The 17,559-nt window shown below is 71.7% G+C and carries 20 protein-coding genes and 1 tRNA gene; 11 read left to right on the top strand and 10 right to left on the bottom strand.

All coding sequences use genetic code 11. The annotated features are described in order from the left end of the window. Positions 1-20 precede the first annotated feature (20 nt). Positions 21-455, bottom strand: coding sequence for an HIT family protein (locus tag ACK4TT_RS03985; protein ID WP_409640510.1), 435 nt, complete (start codon positions 453-455; stop codon positions 21-23). 97 nt (positions 456-552) lie between these two features. Then, positions 553-1,440, bottom strand: coding sequence for a metallophosphoesterase family protein (locus ACK4TT_RS03980; protein WP_409640507.1), 888 nt, complete (start codon positions 1,438-1,440; stop codon positions 553-555). A gap of 152 nt (positions 1,441-1,592) precedes the next feature. On the opposite strand from ACK4TT_RS03980, the gene ACK4TT_RS03975 reads away from it, so the two are divergent. The 3 genes from ACK4TT_RS03975 to ACK4TT_RS03965 are packed head-to-tail and all read left to right on the top strand — an operon-like array spanning position 1,593 to position 4,446. After that, complete coding sequence (locus ACK4TT_RS03975) at positions 1,593-2,639, top strand: CDP-alcohol phosphatidyltransferase family protein (RefSeq protein ID WP_410212498.1); 1,047 nt, start codon at positions 1,593-1,595, stop codon at positions 2,637-2,639. Continuing rightward, complete coding sequence (locus tag ACK4TT_RS03970) at positions 2,636-3,550, top strand: diacylglycerol/lipid kinase family protein (protein WP_409640505.1); 915 nt, start codon at positions 2,636-2,638, stop codon at positions 3,548-3,550. The genes ACK4TT_RS03975 and ACK4TT_RS03970 overlap by 4 nt, the downstream gene beginning before the upstream one ends. Next, on the top strand, positions 3,547-4,446 hold the full coding sequence (locus tag ACK4TT_RS03965) for a hypothetical protein (protein ID WP_410212488.1): 900 nt from the start codon (positions 3,547-3,549) through the stop codon (positions 4,444-4,446). Before ACK4TT_RS03970 ends, ACK4TT_RS03965 begins: the two co-directional genes overlap by 4 nt. Here ACK4TT_RS03965 and spt read toward each other — a convergent pair. The 5 genes from spt to ACK4TT_RS03940 all read right to left on the bottom strand — a co-directional run bounded on the left by spt (position 4,443) and on the right by ACK4TT_RS03940 (position 10,021). Continuing rightward, positions 4,443-5,657 carry a serine palmitoyltransferase gene (gene spt, locus ACK4TT_RS03960; protein ID WP_409640500.1) on the bottom strand — a complete coding sequence of 405 codons (1,215 nt, stop codon included), beginning with the start codon at positions 5,655-5,657 and terminating at the stop codon, positions 4,443-4,445. The genes ACK4TT_RS03965 and spt overlap by 4 nt on opposite strands. Positions 5,658-5,659: 2 nt before the next feature. Beyond that, positions 5,660-5,911, bottom strand: a complete 252-nt coding sequence (locus ACK4TT_RS03955) for an acyl carrier protein (RefSeq protein ID WP_409640582.1) — start codon at positions 5,909-5,911, stop codon at positions 5,660-5,662. Positions 5,912-6,018: 107 nt separating this feature from the next. Further along, positions 6,019-6,942 carry an NAD-dependent epimerase/dehydratase family protein gene (locus tag ACK4TT_RS03950; protein ID WP_409640579.1) on the bottom strand — a complete coding sequence of 308 codons (924 nt, stop codon included), beginning with the start codon at positions 6,940-6,942 and terminating at the stop codon, positions 6,019-6,021. A gap of 5 nt (positions 6,943-6,947) precedes the next feature. Beyond that, positions 6,948-8,657: a fatty acyl-AMP ligase gene (locus ACK4TT_RS03945; RefSeq protein WP_409640497.1), complete on the bottom strand. Its 1,710-nt coding sequence runs from the start codon at positions 8,655-8,657 to the stop codon at positions 6,948-6,950. After that, positions 8,654-10,021 (bottom strand): lipopolysaccharide biosynthesis protein, encoded by a 1,368-nt coding sequence (locus tag ACK4TT_RS03940; RefSeq protein WP_409640494.1) that lies wholly within the window; start codon positions 10,019-10,021, stop codon positions 8,654-8,656. The genes ACK4TT_RS03945 and ACK4TT_RS03940 overlap by 4 nt, the downstream gene beginning before the upstream one ends. Before the next feature lie 180 nt (positions 10,022-10,201). Between ACK4TT_RS03940 and ACK4TT_RS03935 the strand changes: the two genes are divergently transcribed. After that, positions 10,202-10,759, top strand: coding sequence for a hypothetical protein (locus tag ACK4TT_RS03935; RefSeq protein ID WP_410212487.1), 558 nt, complete (start codon positions 10,202-10,204; stop codon positions 10,757-10,759). Positions 10,760-10,905: 146 nt separating this feature from the next. On the opposite strand, the gene ACK4TT_RS03930 is transcribed toward ACK4TT_RS03935, so the two are convergent. Beyond that, positions 10,906-10,981: transfer RNA gene (locus tag ACK4TT_RS03930), tRNA-Lys, on the bottom strand. Between the two features lie 91 nt (positions 10,982-11,072). Between ACK4TT_RS03930 and ACK4TT_RS03925 the strand changes: the two genes are divergently transcribed. Both ACK4TT_RS03925 and ACK4TT_RS03920 read left to right on the top strand, forming a co-directional pair. Further along, a complete protein-coding gene (locus tag ACK4TT_RS03925; RefSeq protein WP_409640488.1) occupies positions 11,073-11,405 on the top strand; it encodes an Hpt domain-containing protein in 333 nt (110 codons plus the stop codon). A 59-nt stretch (positions 11,406-11,464) separates the two neighbouring features. Next, on the top strand, positions 11,465-11,992 hold the full coding sequence (locus tag ACK4TT_RS03920; protein ID WP_409640485.1) for a DUF1993 family protein: 528 nt from the start codon (positions 11,465-11,467) through the stop codon (positions 11,990-11,992). Between the two features lie 4 nt (positions 11,993-11,996). Here the strand turns inward: ACK4TT_RS03920 and ACK4TT_RS03915 are convergent, their stop codons facing one another. Together ACK4TT_RS03915 and gcvA are read right to left on the bottom strand one after the other, a co-directional pair. Then, a complete protein-coding gene (locus ACK4TT_RS03915; protein ID WP_409640483.1) occupies positions 11,997-12,317 on the bottom strand; it encodes a chorismate mutase in 321 nt (106 codons plus the stop codon). 16 nt (positions 12,318-12,333) lie between these two features. Continuing rightward, entirely contained in the window at positions 12,334-13,290 is a 957-nt protein-coding gene (gcvA, locus tag ACK4TT_RS03910) for a transcriptional regulator GcvA (protein ID WP_409640480.1), read from the bottom strand. Positions 13,291-13,464: 174 nt separating this feature from the next. Between gcvA and cobA the strand changes: the two genes are divergently transcribed. The 5 genes from cobA to ACK4TT_RS03885 are packed head-to-tail and all read left to right on the top strand — an operon-like array spanning position 13,465 to position 17,544. Further along, positions 13,465-14,304, top strand: a complete 840-nt coding sequence (cobA, locus tag ACK4TT_RS03905; RefSeq protein WP_410212486.1) for a uroporphyrinogen-III C-methyltransferase — start codon at positions 13,465-13,467, stop codon at positions 14,302-14,304. Beyond that, positions 14,301-14,660 carry a DUF2849 domain-containing protein gene (locus ACK4TT_RS03900; RefSeq protein WP_410212485.1) on the top strand — a complete coding sequence of 120 codons (360 nt, stop codon included), beginning with the start codon at positions 14,301-14,303 and terminating at the stop codon, positions 14,658-14,660. The genes cobA and ACK4TT_RS03900 overlap by 4 nt, the downstream gene beginning before the upstream one ends. Positions 14,661-14,664: 4 nt before the next feature. Continuing rightward, positions 14,665-16,320: a nitrite/sulfite reductase gene (locus tag ACK4TT_RS03895; protein ID WP_409640471.1), complete on the top strand. Its 1,656-nt coding sequence runs from the start codon at positions 14,665-14,667 to the stop codon at positions 16,318-16,320. Then, positions 16,304-16,804 (top strand): DUF934 domain-containing protein, encoded by a 501-nt coding sequence (locus ACK4TT_RS03890; protein WP_409640468.1) that lies wholly within the window; start codon positions 16,304-16,306, stop codon positions 16,802-16,804. The genes ACK4TT_RS03895 and ACK4TT_RS03890 overlap by 17 nt, the downstream gene beginning before the upstream one ends. A gap of 2 nt (positions 16,805-16,806) precedes the next feature. Then, the gene (locus ACK4TT_RS03885; RefSeq protein ID WP_409640575.1) at positions 16,807-17,544 is read left to right on the top strand and encodes a phosphoadenylyl-sulfate reductase; all 738 of its coding nucleotides are present in this window, start codon (positions 16,807-16,809) and stop codon (positions 17,542-17,544) included. The last annotated feature ends 15 nt before the right edge of the window (positions 17,545-17,559 follow it).

Below are 17,559 nucleotides of genomic sequence, written 5' to 3'. Positions count from 1 at the left end.
CCCCCCCGGTACGCGGAGTGTCACGACCGCCAGCGGGCGGCGAAGTCGGCGGCGAGCGCCGCCGCCGCGTCCTCGTCCAGCGCGACGTGGGTTGAAAGCTGCGGCGGCCCCGGCCAGCCGGCGTCGGCGAAGGTCCGGCCGCCGTGCTCGCGGGCGCCTTCGTAGCGTGGCAGGACATGGAAGTGGACGTCCCGGTCCACCATCATCAGCATCAGATAGTTGATCCGCTGGCAGCCGACGGCTTCGGACAGCAGGGACTCGATCCCGCCCACGGCGACCTTCAGGTCCGCGAACGCCTCGGGGCTCAGGTCCGAGAAGGCCTCGGCCGCATCCTTGCAGACCAGGACCAGCGCGCCGAACGTCGGCTGCTGCGGCCGCACGAGGACCAGCCAGCGGTCCGTCTCGGCGACCAGGGTCCGCGGATAGCCGAATTTTCGGGCGGTGGGATTCGTCACAGCGGGATTCGTCTCGGGCGCGTGCATGCCAGATGAGCGGCGGGGCGGCGACAGATCATAGGGAGCCCGTCACGTCCATAAAAGGGTGAACGGCCGATCAGGCGGTAAGCGCATAGGCGCCGAGGGGTTCGATCCGCCGGTCCGGGCCAACGCCGCGGGCGACGATCCGGGTGCGGAAAACGCCGGTCTTGCGGGTGATCTCGATGGCGTGCCAACGGGCGGCCGGATCGTGCTGGCCGTGCGGCGTCGACGCCGAAGGGACGCCCAGCACGGGAATCGCGCCGCCCGGTCCCTGCACGCGATGCAGCAGCGGCTCGTGCGCGTGGCCGTGCAGCACGAGTTCGGCGCCCGCCTCCGCAAGCACGCGGCGAAGCTCGGCGGCGTCGGTCAGGGACTTGCGCCGCGACACCGCTCCGGCCGCGACGGGATGGTGGAGCAGGAGGACACGGTAGAGGCCCTCGGCCTTGGTCTCCCGCAGCAGCGCCGCGAGGCGCGCAAGCTGGTCGGCTCCGAGCGTTCCCCGCGCCAGGTGGGGGGCGGTGGGGACGGCCGAGCAGAGGTTCAGGATGGCCACGGGGCCGCGGACCCTGAGCCGCGGGAAGCCCGCTTCCGGATCGTCCCCCAGCCAGGGGCGCCAAGGCGCGAAACGGTCGGGGGTAGCATGGGAAACCAGGGCGTCGTGATTCCCCGGGCTGACGGTGATCGTGGCGGGATCGCCCAGGTCGCGCAGCCAGGCGGCCGCGGCGTCGAACTCCTCGGGTGTCGCGAAATTGGTGAGGTCGCCGGTTATGACGATGTGATCCGGGGCGCTGTCACGCACGTCGGCGGCGATCGTGGCGAGGACTTCGGGGCTGTGCCGATGCCGCTTGCGGCGCCAGGCGAAACGGCTCAGCAGCCGTTTCGACGCCAGGTCCCGCCAGCGGAAGGGCAGGACCGGCGGCGAAAGGTGCGGGTCCGAGAGATGCGCGAGGCGGAAGGTGGACAATTCGGGGCCGCGTTCTATCCAAGGGGCGCCTGGCGTGGGTATCAGGTTCCGACGATTTGCGTGAGGGGCGCGCGAGAGTTTTGACGGCTGTTGAGGACAGGACCGCGCCGCTGGGCGTGACGCTGGGGTCGGGTGAGGTCCGCATCTGGGGCATGACCGCGCGCGAGCGGCTGCGCCGGATGTATGTGCGCGCCGGCGTGGAGGTGGGCGAGGTCGACTATGTGCCGCCGGGCCGGACGGTGGTCCTGACCCTGGGCGACTGGGTCTACGACGAGAGCCTGATTGGCACGCTCGCCCAGCGTCCGGGCTCGGTGCTGGTCTGCGACGACGGCCGCGCCGTGGCCGCCCATGTGGCCTCGGAGGACGCCGAGGCCGCGGCCGCCGACCTGCTGGCCGGCCGGGCGCCCGAGGGGCTGGCCCAGCTCTCCCCGGCCGAGCTCGCCTACAACGAGGCGCTGCGCAAGCGCGAGGCGCCGGTGCTGGCGAGGCTGACCGCCGACAACGTCCGCGAGATCGAGGCCCGCACCTTCGCCGGCTCGTACAAGGGCGTCACCGATGTCGTCACCAAGTACGTCTGGCCGGTCCCGGCGCGCATCGTCACCCGCTGGTGCGCCCAGGCGAAGCTGACGCCCAACATGGTGACCTTCGCGGGCTTCGTGCTGGTGCTCGTGGCCTTCTGGCTGTTCTGGATCGGCGAGTTCGGCTGGGGCCTGGTGGCCGGCTGGATCATGACCTTCCTGGACACCGTGGACGGCAAGCTCGCCCGGACGACCATGACCTCGTCCAAGTGGGGCAACGTCTTCGACCACGGCATCGATCTGATCCACCCTCCTTTCTGGTGGTGGGCCTGGTACGTGGGCTGCTTCAAGGTCGGACTGCCGCCGCCCTATCCCGAGCTGACCCTGGGCGTGATCCTGGCCGGCTATGTGCTTCAGCGCGTGGAGGAGGGCGTCTTCATGCGCCTCTTCGGCTTCCACGTGCATTCCTGGCGGCGGTTCGACAGTTTCTTCCGGCTGATCACGGCCCGGCGGAACCCCAACATGATCGTGCTGACGCTCGCCTGGCTGGTCGGCCAGCCGGGCGTGGGCCTGTTCCTGGTCGGCCTGTGGACGGCGGTCTGCCTCGTCGTGCACCTCGTCCAGGTGCTGCAAGCCATGGCCATGCCGAAGGGCCAGGTCGTGTCCTGGTTCTCGCGTTGATCCGCGCCGGCGTAATCCGCAACCTGAAGAGCCACCGCAACCAGGCGGCGGCCCCGGCCGACGCGCCGCCCGGGGTGCTCGAGGTGGTCCCGGATCAGCCGGACGACCTCTATGAGGCGCTGGCCTGGTTCGCCCAGTCGGGCGTGGACCTGGTGGTGATCGACGGCGGTGACGGCACGGTGCGCGACGTGCTGACCCGGGCCTCGAAGGCCTACGGGGACAAGCTGCCGACGTTCGGCGTCATCCCGAACGGCAAGACCAATGCGCTCGCCCTTGACCTGGGGGTGCCGCTGGAGACGCCGGTGCGGGCCATGCTGGCGGCCGCCCGCGACCCGACCAAGCGGAAGGTCCGCGCCTGCCTGGAGGTGATCCGGTCGGGACACGAGGCGCCCGAGCACCGGGGCTTCCTGTTCGGCATGGGCGCCTTCGTGCGGGGCACGGAGCTGGCCCAGGAGACCCATGGCCTGGGCTTCTTCGACAACGCGGCCATCGTGATGACCATCCTGGGGGCGGCCGCCCGCACGCTGGCGGGCGGGCCGGACGATCCCTGGCGGCGCGGCGAGCCGGCCACGCTCGCCCTGGGCGGCGCGCCGGCCGAGAGCCGGGACTGGTTCCTGGTCCTGGCCGCGACGCTCAAGCGCTTCCCGCTGGGGCTGAAGCTGTTCGGCCCTCCGCACGAGGGGTTGAAGGCGCTGGCGGTCGAGGCTCCGCCCCGCAAGCTGCCCTTCGCGGCCCCGGCCATCCTCTCGGGCTCCCAGGCGCCCTGGCTGGAGCGCGCCGGCTATCGGCGGCGCGACCTCGCGGAACTGGCCCTGTCGTTCGACGGCCATTTCACCCTGGATGGAGAGATCTATCCCGGCGGCGACCTGATCGTGCGGCAGGGGCCCGACATCGCGTTCGTGGTCACGTGACCCAGGGCCTGCGGGATCTGGTCGCCGAAGAGCTGGCCCGGCCGCTCCCCGAGCCGGTCCGGGCCCTGGCGGCCGGCCTGGCCGATCCGGCCCGCGACCTGGCCGTGCTCTACTACGGCTCTACCCTGCGCACGGGCGACCTTTCCGGCCTGCTGGACTTCTACGTGCTGACGAAGGCGCCGCACCGCAAGGGTTTCCGCGGCCTGGTCGAACGGGTGCTCTGGCCCGAGGTGAGCTACCGCGAGTTCGAAGCCCCCGGCGAACGGCTGCAGGCCAAGGTCGCCACCCTGCCGCTGGACGTGTTCCGCCGCGCCGCCGAGGGGCGGACGCTGGACACCACCATCTGGACCCGCTTCGTGCAGCCGGCGGCCATAGCCTGGAGCGCGGGCGACGAGGCGCCGGTGGTGGAGGCGGTGGTCGCGGCCGTGCGCACCGCTTCGCGCTACGCCGCCGCCCTGGGGCCGGAACGAGGGCCGCCCGAGACGTTCTGGACCGCGCTGTTCCGCAGGACCTACGCCGCCGAGTTCCGGGTGGAGAGCCCCGGGCGGGCCGACACGGTGCTGGGGCCGTACGCCGGGCGGTTCGCCAGGCTGCTGCCGCTGGCGTGGGCCGCCGCGGGCGTGGCGTTCCGGGAGGAGGGCGGTGAGTTCGCCCCGGTGAAGCGCGGTCTGCCGGGCTGGGGCCTGCGCGCGGCGCTGGGCAAGCCGCTGAACCTGGCGCGGCTGGCCAAGGCCGCCTTCACCTTCGAGGGCGCGGCGCGCTACGCGGCCTACAAGATCGAGAAGCACACCGGCGTGGCCCTGGAGGTCACCCCGTTCCGCGAGCGCCACCCGATCCTCGCGGCGCCCGGCGTGCTTTGGCGGCTGAGCCGCGCGCGCAGGGAGCCGAGAGCCTAGGCCGTGGCGCGGCGGGCGCTCGGCAGCAGCCCGAATTCCTGGCCGAGTTGCTGGAAGACGCCCAGGACGGCGTCGATCTGCTCGGGCGTGTGGGCCGCGCTGACGCTGGAGCGCAGCAGCGACTTGTTCTCGGGCGTGGCCGGCGGGATGGCGAGGTTCAGGTAGACGCCGTTCTGGAGGAGGGCGTTCCACATGGCCACGGCCATCGCCTGGTCCGGCATCTCGACGGCGGTGATCGGGCTGGCGTGGGGCCCCACCGCATAGCCCATGTCGCGCAGGCCCTCGAAGAGCCGGTCGGCGTTGGCCGACAGGCGCGCGCGCAGACCCGGTTCGTCCTGCAGGCGCTTGAGCGCCGTCAGGGTCGAGGCGATCACCGCCGGCGGCAGCGAGGCGGTGAACATGTAGGGCCGGCTGACGATGCGCAGCAGGTCGAAGTTTTCCTCGTTCGACACAAGGAAGCCGCCCACCGAACCCAGGCTCTTGGAGAAGGTGCCGACGATGAAGTCCACGTCGGCCTCGACGCCGGCCGCTTCGGCCAGGCCCCGGCCCGTCTCGCCCAGGACGCCCATCGAGTGGGCCTCGTCCACCAGCAGGTAGCCGCCCATCTCGCGCTTGACCTCGGCGAACTCCTTCAGCGGAGCCACATCGCCGATCATCGAATAGATGCCCTCGACCACGATCAGCCGTCCGCCGGGCGCGTCGCCCAGGCGCCTCAGGCGCTTGTGCAGGTCGTCGGGGTCGTTGTGGCGGAAGCGGATGACCTCGGCGCCCGAGAGCTTGGCCGCGTCATAGATCGAGGCGTGGCTGTCGGCGTCCAGGATCAGGTGGTCGCCGCGGCCCACGAGGCCCGAGATCGAGCCCAGGTTGGCCTGGTAGCCGGTCGTGAAGACCATGGCGTGCCGGCGGCCGTAGAACTCGGCCAGGGCGCGCTCCAGCGCCGTGTGGCCGCTGAACGTGCCGTTGGCGAAACGCGAGCCGGTGGTGCCCGTGCCCCATTCGCGCACCGCTGCGGCCGAGGCCTTGATGCACGCCGGGTCGAAGGTCAGGCCCAGGTAATTGTTGGTGCCGAGCAGGATGACCCGCCGGCCGTCCAGCATGCCCTCGGTCGGGGATAGCACGGCGTCGAACCGCACATTGGACGGATCGGCGCCCACCGCGCGGATGCCCTCCAGGGGGGCGCGATACCCCAGGTGCTTGTCGAGAAGCCCCATCCTTAAGCCTTCATCCGCAGGGTGTTGATCAGTTCGGAGAGATCGCCGACGGTCTGGACCGTCGCCAGCCGGTCGAGAGGGATCGAAAGGTCGAATCGATCCTCAAGCTCCATGACGATGTTCATGAGCGCAAGCGAATCGACGGCGAGATCGCGGGCGATGTCCGTCTCGGCGGTCACGTTAACGGGGCGGCCGAGAACCGTCTCGGCCGCTTTCGCGACTTCGCGAACGGTGAGATCCGTCGCGAGTTCCACCATTTCAAACGCCCCCAGTGGCTCACAGCGCTTGCGCAGCGCCGGTACCTAAGCATGTCCGCTCAGGATTTCCACCTTTCCGGCGGGGGCACGTCACAAAACCGCAGCTAATGTTTCATCCACCCCGCGCGTCTGTACCAGGCCACGGTGTCCTCGAATCCCCCCTCCAGGGCGTGGATCGGCGCCGGCAGGCCCACGGCGCGTTCCTCGGGCGCTATGGCCCAGTCCGGATGCAGCAATTCCCGCGCCTTGCCCGAGGTCAGCATCGGTGACGCCCCAAGCATGGCCCTGAAATCATTTGTGATTCCGATGGCTTGGATGAGCGCGCGCGGAACGGGCGCGAGGCGGGGCGCCCGGCCGCACGCCCGGGCGGCGGCGCTCATCAGGTCCCGCCAGCTATGGCCCTCGGGCCGGTCGTCGCTGAGGGCCACGGTGCGGCCCGCCTCGCCGCCGGCGGCGAGGGCGGCGATCTGCCGGGCCGCATCGTCCACATGGATCATGCCGATGCGCGCGGTTTCGCTCGGCACGGGCAGGACGGGGCTCGTCTGCGCCGCCTGGAACACCGGCAGCATCTCCCGGTCGCCCGGGCCGTAGATGGCCGGGGGGCGGGCGATGGTGAGGCGCGACCCCAGCGCCTCGGCCATGGCGTCCTCGGCGGCGCGCTTGCTGGCGGCGTAGTGGGAGAGGCCGGGTTCGCGGGCCGCCAGGCTCGACACCAGCACCGCGTGGGGCGTCCCGGCGGCCGCATGGGCGACGCGCCGCGCGCCTTCGCGGTTCACGGCCTCGAAATCGGTTCGCCCCGGGGCCTTCACGAGAGCCGCGGCGTGGACGAGCACGTCCGCGTCCTGGGCCAGCCGGGCCAGGGCCGCGTCGTCGGCGAGATCGCCCGGCACCACCTCAGGCTCGACGTCCCGCCAGAGCGGATCGATGGGGTCCCTCCGGGCGAGGACGCGGACGCGCCAGCCGTCGTCGGCCAGCGCCCGGACCAGCCGGCGACCGAGGAAGCCGGTGGCGCCCGTGACGGCGGCGATCCGCGTCAGGCGGCGGCCTCCGCCTTGAAGGCTCCCGCCATGTAGAGGGCGCGCGCCTTGGAGCGGCTGAGCTTGCCGGACGAGGTCTGCGGCAGGGCGTGGGCGCCCACCAGCTCCACCTGGGCCTCAACGCCGTGACGGGCGCGCAGCAGGGCGGCGACATCGTCGACGAGGGCCCGACGGACCTCGGGATCGCTGGTGCGGGCCTGGACCAGGACCACGAGCTGCTCGCCCTCGGCGCGATCCACGGAGAAGGCCGCGACATCGCCGCTGCGCAGCTTCTCGATCTCGGATTCGGCCGTCCATTCCAGGTCCTGCGGCCACACGTTGCGGCCGTTCAGCAGGATCAGGTCCTTGGCCCGGCCGGTGGGCACGACCTCGCCCTCGATCAGGAAGCCGAGGTCGCCGGTGTCGAGCCAGCCGTCGGCGTCCAGCACCTTGGCCGAGGCCTCGGGCTCGCCGAAGTAGCCCTGCATCAGGCTGGGGCCGCGCACGAAGATCCGGCCGACCTTCAGTTCGGGCAGCGGATGGCCCGCCTCGTCGCGGACCTCCAGTTCGTGGTTGGGCAGGACGGGACCGCAGCGGACGAACGAGCGGCTGCGGGCCCCGGAGCCGGGGACGACGACCCCTTCTCGTTCCATCCGGTCGACGTCGACCGTTTCGAACCGCAGCCCCTGGCCCAGCGGGGCCATGGACAGGGCCAGGGTCGCCTCGGCCATGCCGTAGCTGGCGACGAAGGCCTTGTCGCTGAAACCCGCCGGGGCGAACCGCTCGGCGAAGCTCAGGAGCGGGCCGGGACGGACCATGTCGCCGCCGCAGCCGGCGCTGCGCCAGGCCGACAGGTCCAGCCCCTCGCGAGAGCCGTCGCCGCGCCGGGCGCAGAGCTCGTAGCCGAAGGTGGGGCTATAGGAGATGGTCGCCCTGTTCTTCGAGATCAGGTCCAGCCACATCAGCGGCCGGCGCACGAACGCCCCCGTGGGCAGCAGGTCCACCGTCATCTGGCTGGCCAGCGGCGACAGCAGGAAACCGACCAGGCCCATGTCGTGATAGAGCGGCAGCCACGACAGCGCCCGGTCGCCGGGGACCACCTTCAGGCCGTCGCGGGTGATGGCCAGCGTGTTGGCCATCAGGGCGCGGTGGGTGCAGAGCACGCCAGTGGGGTGGCGCGTGCTGCCGGAGGAGAACTGCACGTAGCAGGGTTCGTCCGGCGTCGGCGCCGGCAGGTCCGCCGCGGGGGCTTCGGGAAGGTCCTGGACCCGGGCGGCGAGGGTCACGCCGGCGGCCTTGGCGGCGTCCCGCAACCAGGGGATCAGCGCCTCGGGCCCGAAGACGGCGGCGGCCTGGGCCGAGGCCAGCATGCGGCCGATCTGTTCGACGTAGGCGTCCTTGCCGCCGAGCGGCGCGGGCAGGGGCAGCGGCGCAGGGGTCAGGCGGGCGTACTGGCAGGCGAAGAAGGCGACCACGAAGTCGGTGTCGGTCTCGGCGACCAGGCCCACCCGGTCCAGCGGCTTCAGCCCCGCGGCCAGCAGGCGCGCGGCCAGCGCCCGGGCGCGCTCGCGCAGCTCGGCGTAGGGCAGGGCGAGGATCAGCTCGCCGCGCAGGCCATAGAGGTTGACGCCGGTCGGACCGCCGGCGGCGAAGTCGAGCGCCTCGGTCAGCGTGGCGAAGCCGCCCAGGCGGAACGGCCGGTCCGGAGCAGTCGGTGTCGGAGTCAAACTTCGCCTTTCAGAGTCTCTTCGGATTCGGACGCAGGCGGCGTCCCGCCCCGCCGACTCCCGCTTTCCCGCAGGATGAACCACAGCAGGCCCAGGGCAAGCGCGCCGGCGGCGCCCACGAGGCCTGCGCCGGCTCCTGTAATTCCGAAAGCGGCCACGAGGAAGGGGAGTGCGACAAGGTAGGCGGCGCTGACCGCCAGGCGGACCCGCACGGCGAGCCCCGGCTTGCCCAGGGAGATCAGCATCGGTTCGAGCGGCAGGGAGAAGATCCCGATGACGGCGGCGCCCACCTGCCAGCTCATGACGCCCGCCGCGGGCGCGAAGGCCTCACCCATGACCAGGGTCAGCAGGGGACTGCCCGCGAAGAGGGCGACGGCCAGCAGGACCGCGCCAACCGCGCCGGCCAGCAGGCCGACCTGGCGGGCCAGCCGCCACATGGCGTCATGCCGGTCGTCCGCCCGCAGCCGCGCGAGCTCGGGATAGAGCGCGGGCGTGAGCAGCTTGGCGGGCTTGGCGATGGCGTCGGCGATCTGGCGGCCGACCCGCCAGAAGGCGGCCTGGGCCGGGCCCACGAGGGCGCCGACCACCAGCGTGGCGACGTGGGTGAAGGCCACGTCGAGCGTGGAGGACAGGTTGGTGTTCCAGGCGAAGCGCCAGACTCCCGGCAGGCCCTCCGTGAGCGGTCCGCGCCAGGAGAAGCCGGCCAGCAGGCCCCGGCGGTTCAGCTCGGTGAGGGCCGTGCCCACGATGTAGATCCATCCCGCCAGCGTCCCGGCCGCCCAGGCGAGCAGGAAGGCCTCGACGCGGCCGTCCAGCGCCCAGGCGACGGCGCTGCCGACCAGGCGGACGACGGCCACCAGGGCGGTCTGGCGGGCCAGCACGTCGAACCGGTCGAACAGGCGATGCAGGCCGAGCGGCGTGGCCGAGACCAGGAAGATGATGCTCAGCATGTAGAGCGCCGCGGCGGGCGCATGGGTCCCGCCGAACCCGAGCCGGTCCGCGAACAGGAACGCGCCCCCCATGCCGATGGCCACGCCCGCCAGGGTGCTGCCCGCGTCCAGGAGGAGGGTGAAGCGCAGCACGCGCTGGAAATCGGCGGCGCGCCCTTCGGCCAGCGGGCGAGCGCCGTAGTGGATCACCGTCTGCCAGGACTGGAACTTGACCACGTCCCCCAGGAACTGGGCGAAGGCGTGGATCAGCACCAGCACCCCGAGATCGGCGGTCCCCAGCGCCCGGCCGGCGATGGCCATGTAGCCCAGTCCGAGCAGGGCGTTCACCGACCGGCCGCCCAGCAGCATGCCGGCATTGGCCACCACCCGGCGCACGATGACGCCGACGCCGTCGCGAGAAGTCTCGGCGGTCATCGGGCCGGGCCGGTCGGGTGGGAAGGGCGGCGTTTTGTGCGCATGGGCGATCCAGGGGCCTAGCCCCTAGCACACCGGCCGGAAAAGCGTCCCGGCCGGAAATTTTCTCGGCGTCCCATGAAACCAAACACCCTGTTCGACGGATACCCCAAAGGGCGGGTTTCTGGAGGAGAGCCGAAGATGCAGAAGACGACTATCCTGACGGCGCTCGCCGTGGGCGCCGGCCTGACGTTCGCCGGCGTCGCCGACGCCCAGATCCTGGGCGGCTCGGCGGCGGGCGGCGTCGGCGGAGCCTTGGGCGGCGCCACGGGCTCGCTGGGCGGGCGGGCGTCCGGATCGGCCGGTCTCGGCGCCGACACGGGCGCTCTCGGCCACCGCGTCGGCGACGCCGCCCGGACGACGGGCCAGACCGCGGGCCGGACCGCGCGCGGCGCGGCTCAGACGGCCAAGGGCGCCGCCGAGACGGGCATCGATCGGGCCCGCTCCGCCTCGGCCCAGGGCCAGGAAGCCGCGAGCCGGTCGCTCGGCCAGGCCGAGACGCCAAACCTCGCCGCCGCGGCCGGCGTGAACGGCCAAGCCGGCGTCGACGCCGGTCCGGCCAGCGCCTCCGGCGGGGCTTCGGTCCAGGGCGGCGCCAACGCTTCGCCGAATATCGGGCCGAGCACGGGCGTCGGCGCGGGCCTCTCGGCCCAGGGCTCGGCGTCCGGCCGCGCCGCCACGCCGCCGGAACGGCGCTGACCTAGCTGACGGACGGCCGGCCACGAAGCGGCTCGCAAGAGCACGCCGGCCGGCGCGGCGGGGCCGCCGGAGCGATCCGGCGGCCTTCCCGCATGGGTCGAGCCGCGCCCGAGGGCGCCTCGCGCCTTCGATCTGTCTGGAGGAAGTGGTGGGTGTACAAGGATTCGAACCTTGGACCCGCTGATTAAGAGTCAGCTGCTCTACCAACTGAGCTATACACCCGTCCCGGCTCCGGCTCCCGAGAGGGCCGGCGGCGAGGGCGCGGAAAATACGCATATTCGCGGCGTTGGCAAGGCGAATGAGGAGCGGTGGTGTGGCGCAGGCGAACGAGGCCCGCGGAGTCGTGGATTTCGAGTACCTCGAAACCTTCTGCGCCGGGGACATGCAGGTGATCGCCGAGGTGCTGGCCGTGTTCCGCGACCAGGCCCAGGTCTGGGCCGAGTCGCTGGCGAATCCCGGCGCCGACTGGAAGGACCTGGCGCACACCATCAAGGGCTCGGCCCGCGCGGTCGGCGCACGCGCCCTGGGGCAGGCGGCCGAGCAGGCCGAAAACCTCGGACCGTCGGTGCTGCCGCTGGTGAAGGCCGAGTTGGCGGAGGCCATGGCCGAGGTCGAGGGCTATCTGACCCGCATCGGCGGCGGCTAGCGGCCCGCCGTGGCGCTCCCTATGTCCCCGGCTTCAACCTTGGCCGCGGAGAACGCCACGTGTCGCTTTCACTCTATGAAGCCTCGATCCCCGTCTACCTGCAGATGCTCAGGAACCTGCAGGCCTTCCTCGACAAGGCCGAGGCGCACGCCAAGGGGCAGGAGAAGGATCCCGACGGCTACTCCGGCGTCCGCCTGATCGACGACATGCATCCCCTGAACCGCCAGATCCACCTGGCCAGCGACGCCGCCAAGGGCGGGGCCGCGCGCCTGGCCGGGATCGCGCCTCCGAGCTTTCCGGACGTGGAGGAGACCTTCCCGGAGCTGCGCGAGCGGATCGCCAAGACCATCGCCTTCCTGGAGACTATCAAGCCGGAGCAGGTGAACGGCCGCGAGGAGGCGACGATCGAGCTGCCCGTGCCCGGCCGGACGCTGACCTTCACCGGCCGCGACTTCCTGCTGAAGTTCTCGCTGCCGAACTTCCTCTTCCACGTGACGACGACCTACGCCCTCCTGCGCAAGGAAGGCGTGCCGTTGGGCAAGCTGGATTTCCTGGCGGGCGCGGTGGCGCCGGCGGAAGCGGCCTGACGGCCTAACTGCGGAGCCGGTCCCAGACCTCGAATTCGTAGGCGATGCAGCCTTCGATCAGGGTGCGCCAGACCGGCTCCGCGATGGCCTCGGAAAGGCCAGCCTTGCGGGCCTCGGCCTTGACCTTGGCGACCACGTCCTCGACGCGGGCGTTGTCGCGGACGGCGGCGCGGTCCTGCTTGATGCGGGCGGCTGCGTCCATGTAGCGCTGGCGCTCGGCCAGCAGGGCCACGAGCTGGCGGTCGAGGGCGTCCACGCCCTGGCGCACTTCCGCCATGGTGGTGCAGGCGGCGGGCGCCGGCCGGTCTTCGGTGATTAGCGTCATCCTACTCGTCTGATCGTCAGATGCCGGCGCCGTTGTCGATGGCCCGAAGCGCCTCCTCGTGCGCCCGGGCCTCCGCTTCGATCCAGCCGATGAAGGCCTTCACCTGCGGCAGCCGGCCTTTGGCCTTTGGGTGGACGAGGTAATAGGCGAAGTCGACGGCGGTGGCGATCTGCAAAGGCGCCACGAGACGGCCCGCTTCGAGATCGGCCTGGGCGAGCGCCCGCTTGGCCAGCGCCACGCCCCGGCCGTTGGCGGCGGCCTCGATCACCAGGCTGGATTGGTTGAAGCGCGGACCCCGCTGGCCGTCGATGCCGCGCAGGCCCCGGGCCGCCAGCCACATGGACCAGTCGGGGCAGGAATCGTCCGGATCGGGCGAGCCGTCGTGCAGCAGGACGTGGTTGGCCAGGTCCTCGGGCGTCTCCAGCGGTTGCCGGGCGAGCAGCTCGGGGCTGACCACGGGGATCACCGTCTCGCTCATCAGCCGGGTGACCTCCAGGCCCGGATAGCGGCCCGCGCCGTAGCGGATGGCGATGTCCACCTCGCCGGCGGTGAGGTCCACCAGCTCCATGCCGGCCGACAGCCACACGTCCACCTGCGGGTGGGCGCGCTCGAAGGCGCCCAGCCTGGGAACCAGCCACTTGGCGGCGAACGAGGGCGCGGCGGTGATGGTGAGCCGGCGGCCGTCGACGGCGGCGGTGAGCAGGGAGGCGGCCTCGGCCAGGCGGTCGAAGGCCTCCCGCAGGGCGGGCAGGGCCGTCTGGGCCGCGTCGGTCAGCAGCAGGCCCTTGGGCGTGCGCTTGAAGAGGGCCGCGCCGACGTAATCCTCGAGGTTCTGGATCTGCTGGGAGACCGCGCCGGGCGTCACCGACAGCTCGTCGGCGGCGCGGCTGAAGTTCAGGTGGCGCGCCGCCGCCTCGAAGGCGCGGAGGGCGTTGAGCGGCGGCAGCCGGCGTCGCTGGGTGTTTCGTTCCATAGAAAGTCTGACAGCCCCGGCAGAAGTCCTTGGGTTGCGAATTGGGCGCCCTGGACCCTTATTGCAAGCGTTCGCCGGTGTATCGGCCCTTTTCACCGGCGGGCGGTCGGCGGGACGGGCGCAAGTCCGTCCCGTCCTGATTCCAGACTACATGGCTTTTAGAGAACCTAAAACATGGCCCAGCAAGACCCGAAGGGAAGGCGCGCCGACCGGCTCCTGGTGCTGGACGGCAAGGCCCGCGGCGGCGGGGCCGGCAAGGTCTGGCTGGTGGGCGCCGGCCCGGGCGACCCGGACCTGCTCACCATCAGGGCGCTGAAGGTCATGCAGGGCGCTGACGTGGTGGTCCACGACGGCCTGGTGTCGGACGAGATCCTGGATCTGGCGCCGGCCCGGGCGCGGCGGATCTCGGTGGCCAAGCGCAAATCGCGCCATTCCTACAGCCAGGACGAGATCAACCGGATGCTGACGGCCTTCGCCCTTGAAGGTCTGACGGTCGTCCGGCTGAAGGGCGGTGATCCCTTCATCTTCGGCCGGGGCGGCGAAGAGCTGGAAGCCTGCCGCGAGGCCGGCGTCGAATGCCAGGTGGTCCCGGGCGTCACCGCGGCCCTGGCGGCGGGCGCCAGCGCCGGCGCGCCGCTGACCCATCGGGGCTCGGCCCAGGCGGTCACCTTCGTCACCGGCCATGCGGCGCAAGGGGCCGAGCCGGACCTGGACTGGGAGAGCCTGGCCAAGGCCAACCAGACCGTCGTCATCTACATGGGCCTGTCGCAGGCCGCCGCCATCGCCGGGCGCCTGCTGGGCGCGGGCCGGGACGGGGCGACGCCGGCCCTGATCGTCGAGAACGCCAGCCGCGCCGACGAGCGGCGGGTCGTCACAACGCTCTCCGGGCTGGCCGAAGCCGCCGCCGCGCTGCGCGGCCCGGCCCTGCTGATCGTGGGTGAGGCCATGGCCCTCGCGCGGGCCGGAGAAGGGATCGCGCAGATCGAAGTGCTCGTTCGGGAGGCGCGCGCATGAAGGCCCTGACCGCGAACCGCCTGAGCGACGGCGAGGTGGTGTTCTGGAAGGCCGGCGAGTGGGTCGAGCGCTTCGCCGACGCCGAGCTGTTCGGCGACGAGGATACCGCCCTGGAGGCCGAGGGCCAGGCCAAGAACCAGCCCACGGTGGTGGTGGACGCCTATCTGATCGACCTCGTCGAGGGGGAGGGCATCTGGGCGCCGGTGTCCTACCGCGAGCGCATCCGGGCGCTGGGGCCCACCAACCACCCGCAGCACGGCAAGCAGGCCGAGGGCGGCGCCGCCATTGCGGCGCTCCAGCAAGCGTCGGGCGCGGCGCGCTCCACCGGCCGCGTCAACCTGATCAAGCGGAAGTAGTCCCATGTACCGCTACGACACGATCGACAGGGAGATGCTCGCCGACCGGGCCGCGGAGTTCCGCGCCCAGGTGGCCCGGCGCCTCTCGGGCGACCTGACCGAGGACCAGTTCAAGCCGCTCAGGCTGATGAACGGCCTCTATCTGCAGCTCCACGCCTACATGCTGCGCATCGCCATTCCCTATGGCTCGCTGAACCCGGCCCAGATGCGCAAGCTGGCCTGGATCGCGCGCACCTACGACCGCGGCTACGGTCACTTCACGACGCGCACGAACATCCAGTTCCACTGGATCAAGCTGCGGGACGCCCCCGACATCCTGGACCACCTGGCCGGCGTGGACATGCACGCCATCCAGACCAGCGGGAACTGCATCCGCAACGTCACCGCCGACCCCTACGCCGGCGCCACCGCCGAGGAGCTGGACGACCCGCGCGTGTGGGCCGAGGCGATGCGCCAGTGGTCCACCTTCCACCCCGAGTTCTCGTTCCTGCCGCGCAAGTTCAAGATCGCGGTCACCGCGGCGCCGAAGGACCGCACGGCGGCCCGCGTCCACGACATCGGCCTCGTCCTGAAGCGCGCCCGCGACGGCGCCCTGGGCTTCGAGGTGATCGTCGGCGGCGGAATGGGGCGCACCCCGCACATCGGCCCGACCATCCGGGAGTTCCTGCCGGCCAACCGGCTGATGAGCTACCTGGAGGCGATCCTGCGCGTCTACAACCGTCACGGGCGGCGGGACAACATCTACAAGGCGCGCATCAAGATCTTGGTGGCGGCCCTCGGCGTCGAGGAGTTCACCCGCCAGGTCGAGGCCGAGTGGGAGAAGATCGGGGATGGCGTCGACCTGCCCGACACCGAGCTCGCCCGCATACGCGGCGCCTTCGCGCCCAAGGGCTTCGAGGTGCTGCCCGCGCAGTCCGAGACGCTGGAGGCGGCCAAGACGTCGAACCCGGCCTTCGCGCGCTTCGTCCGCAACAACCTCAAGCCGCACAAGACGCCCGGCTACGGCATCGTCGAGATCAGCCTGAAGGCCATCGGCGAAACCCCCGGCGACGCCACCGCCGACCAGATGGACGTGGTCGCCGACCTCGCCGAGCGCTACGGCCAGGGCGACATTCGGGTGACGCACGAGCAGAACCTGGTCCTGCCGCACGTGAAGCTGGACGACGTTCCGGCCGTCTGGGCGGCGCTGGACGCGGCGGGGCTGGCGACGCCGAACATCAACCTCGTCTCGGACATCATCGCCTGCCCGGGGCTGGACTACTGCGCGCTCGCCAACGCCCGCGCCATTCCGGTGGCTCAGAACATCGCCGAGAAGTTCCGCGACGCCGAACGGGCCGAGCTGATCGGCGAGCTGAAGATCAAGATCAGCGGCTGCATCAACGCCTGCGGCCACCACCACGTTGGCCACATCGGCATCCTGGGCGTCGATAAGAAGGGCGAGGAGTTCTACCAGCTCACCCTCGGCGGGTCGGGCGCGGAGGACGCCTCGCTCGGGACCATCCTGGGGCCGGCGCTGCCCTACGACCGCGTGGCCGACGCGGTGGACACCCTCGTCGACGTCTACCTGCGCGAGCGGAACGAGGGCGAGCGCTTCCTCGACACCTTCCGTCGCACCGGGGTCGCCCCGTTCAAGGAGGCCGTCTATGCCGACGCTCATTAGGTGGCGCGAGGGCCGGGCCGAGCCGGCCGAGGACGCCTTCACCCACGTGGCCGACGACCAGGACATTCCGCCGGGCGACGTGATCGTCTCGCTGGCCCGCTTCCAGGCCGAGGGCGAGCGCCTGCTCGGCGAGGGGCGCAAGGTCGGCGTCCGGCTGGAGGCCCACGAGGAGGCCGAGGTCCTGGCCTACGATCTGCCCAGGCTGTCGGTGGTGGCGCTGGAGTTCCCCAAGTACCGGGACGGCCGGGCCTACACCAACGCGCGCCTGCTGCGCGAACGCCTGGGCTACGCCGGCGAGGTCAGGGCGGTGGGCGACGTGCTGCGCGAGCAGGCGGGCTTCATGGTCCGCGTCGGCTTCGACGCCTTCGAGCCGGCCGACGGCGCGGGGTCGCAGGAGTGGCACGCCGCCGCCCGCCGCTACCGGCACGTCTACCAGCGCGCCGCCGACGCCCGGGCGCCGGCCTTCGTGGAGCGGGAGGGATGAGCGTGGCCTATGACTCCTCCCCGAGCGGGACGCTCGTCGCGCGCCTCGACGCCGAGCTGCGCCGGGCCCATCCGCGCACCGTCCTGGAGGCCGCCATCGAGACCTTCGGCGACCGCCTGGCCCTGGTCTCGTCCTTCGGGGCGGAATCCGCCGTGCTGCTGGACATCGCCGCCAAGGTGAAGCCGGACATCCCGGTGCTGTTCCTCGACACCGGCATGCTGTTCGGCCAGACGCTGGACTACCGCAAGCAGCTCGCCGCGCGCCTCGGCCTGACCGACGTGCGCGACCTGCGCCCCGCCTACCAGGACCTCGCCACCTCCGACCCGCAGAACAAGCTGTGGCAAAGCGACACCGACGCCTGCTGTCACATCCGCAAGGTGCTGCCGCTGGACCGCGCCCTGGAAGGCTTCGAGGCCTGGGTCACCGGGCGCAAGCGCTTCCACGGCGGCGACCGGCTGAACCTGCCCGTCGTCGAGGAGGCCGAGGGGAAGGTGAAGTTCAATCCCCTGGCCAACTGGACCAAGGAAGACCTCGACGCCTACGCTACCGAACACGACCTTCCGGCCCATCCGCTGGTGGCTCAGGGCTTCCCGTCCATCGGCTGCTGGCCCTGCACCCAGCCGGTCGAGGAGGGCGAGGACGTCCGCGCCGGCCGCTGGAAAGGGTTGGACAAGAGCGAGTGCGGAATACATCTGGTCCGCGCGCCCGGCGCCGCGAACAATGTCGGCGGCGACATCTAGGGCGGCCGAGAGAAG

Source organism: Phenylobacterium sp., from assembly GCF_046463815.1.
Taxonomy (GTDB): Bacteria; Pseudomonadota; Alphaproteobacteria; order Caulobacterales; family Caulobacteraceae; genus Phenylobacterium.
This window is presented reverse-complemented; position numbering and strand designations above follow the sequence as displayed.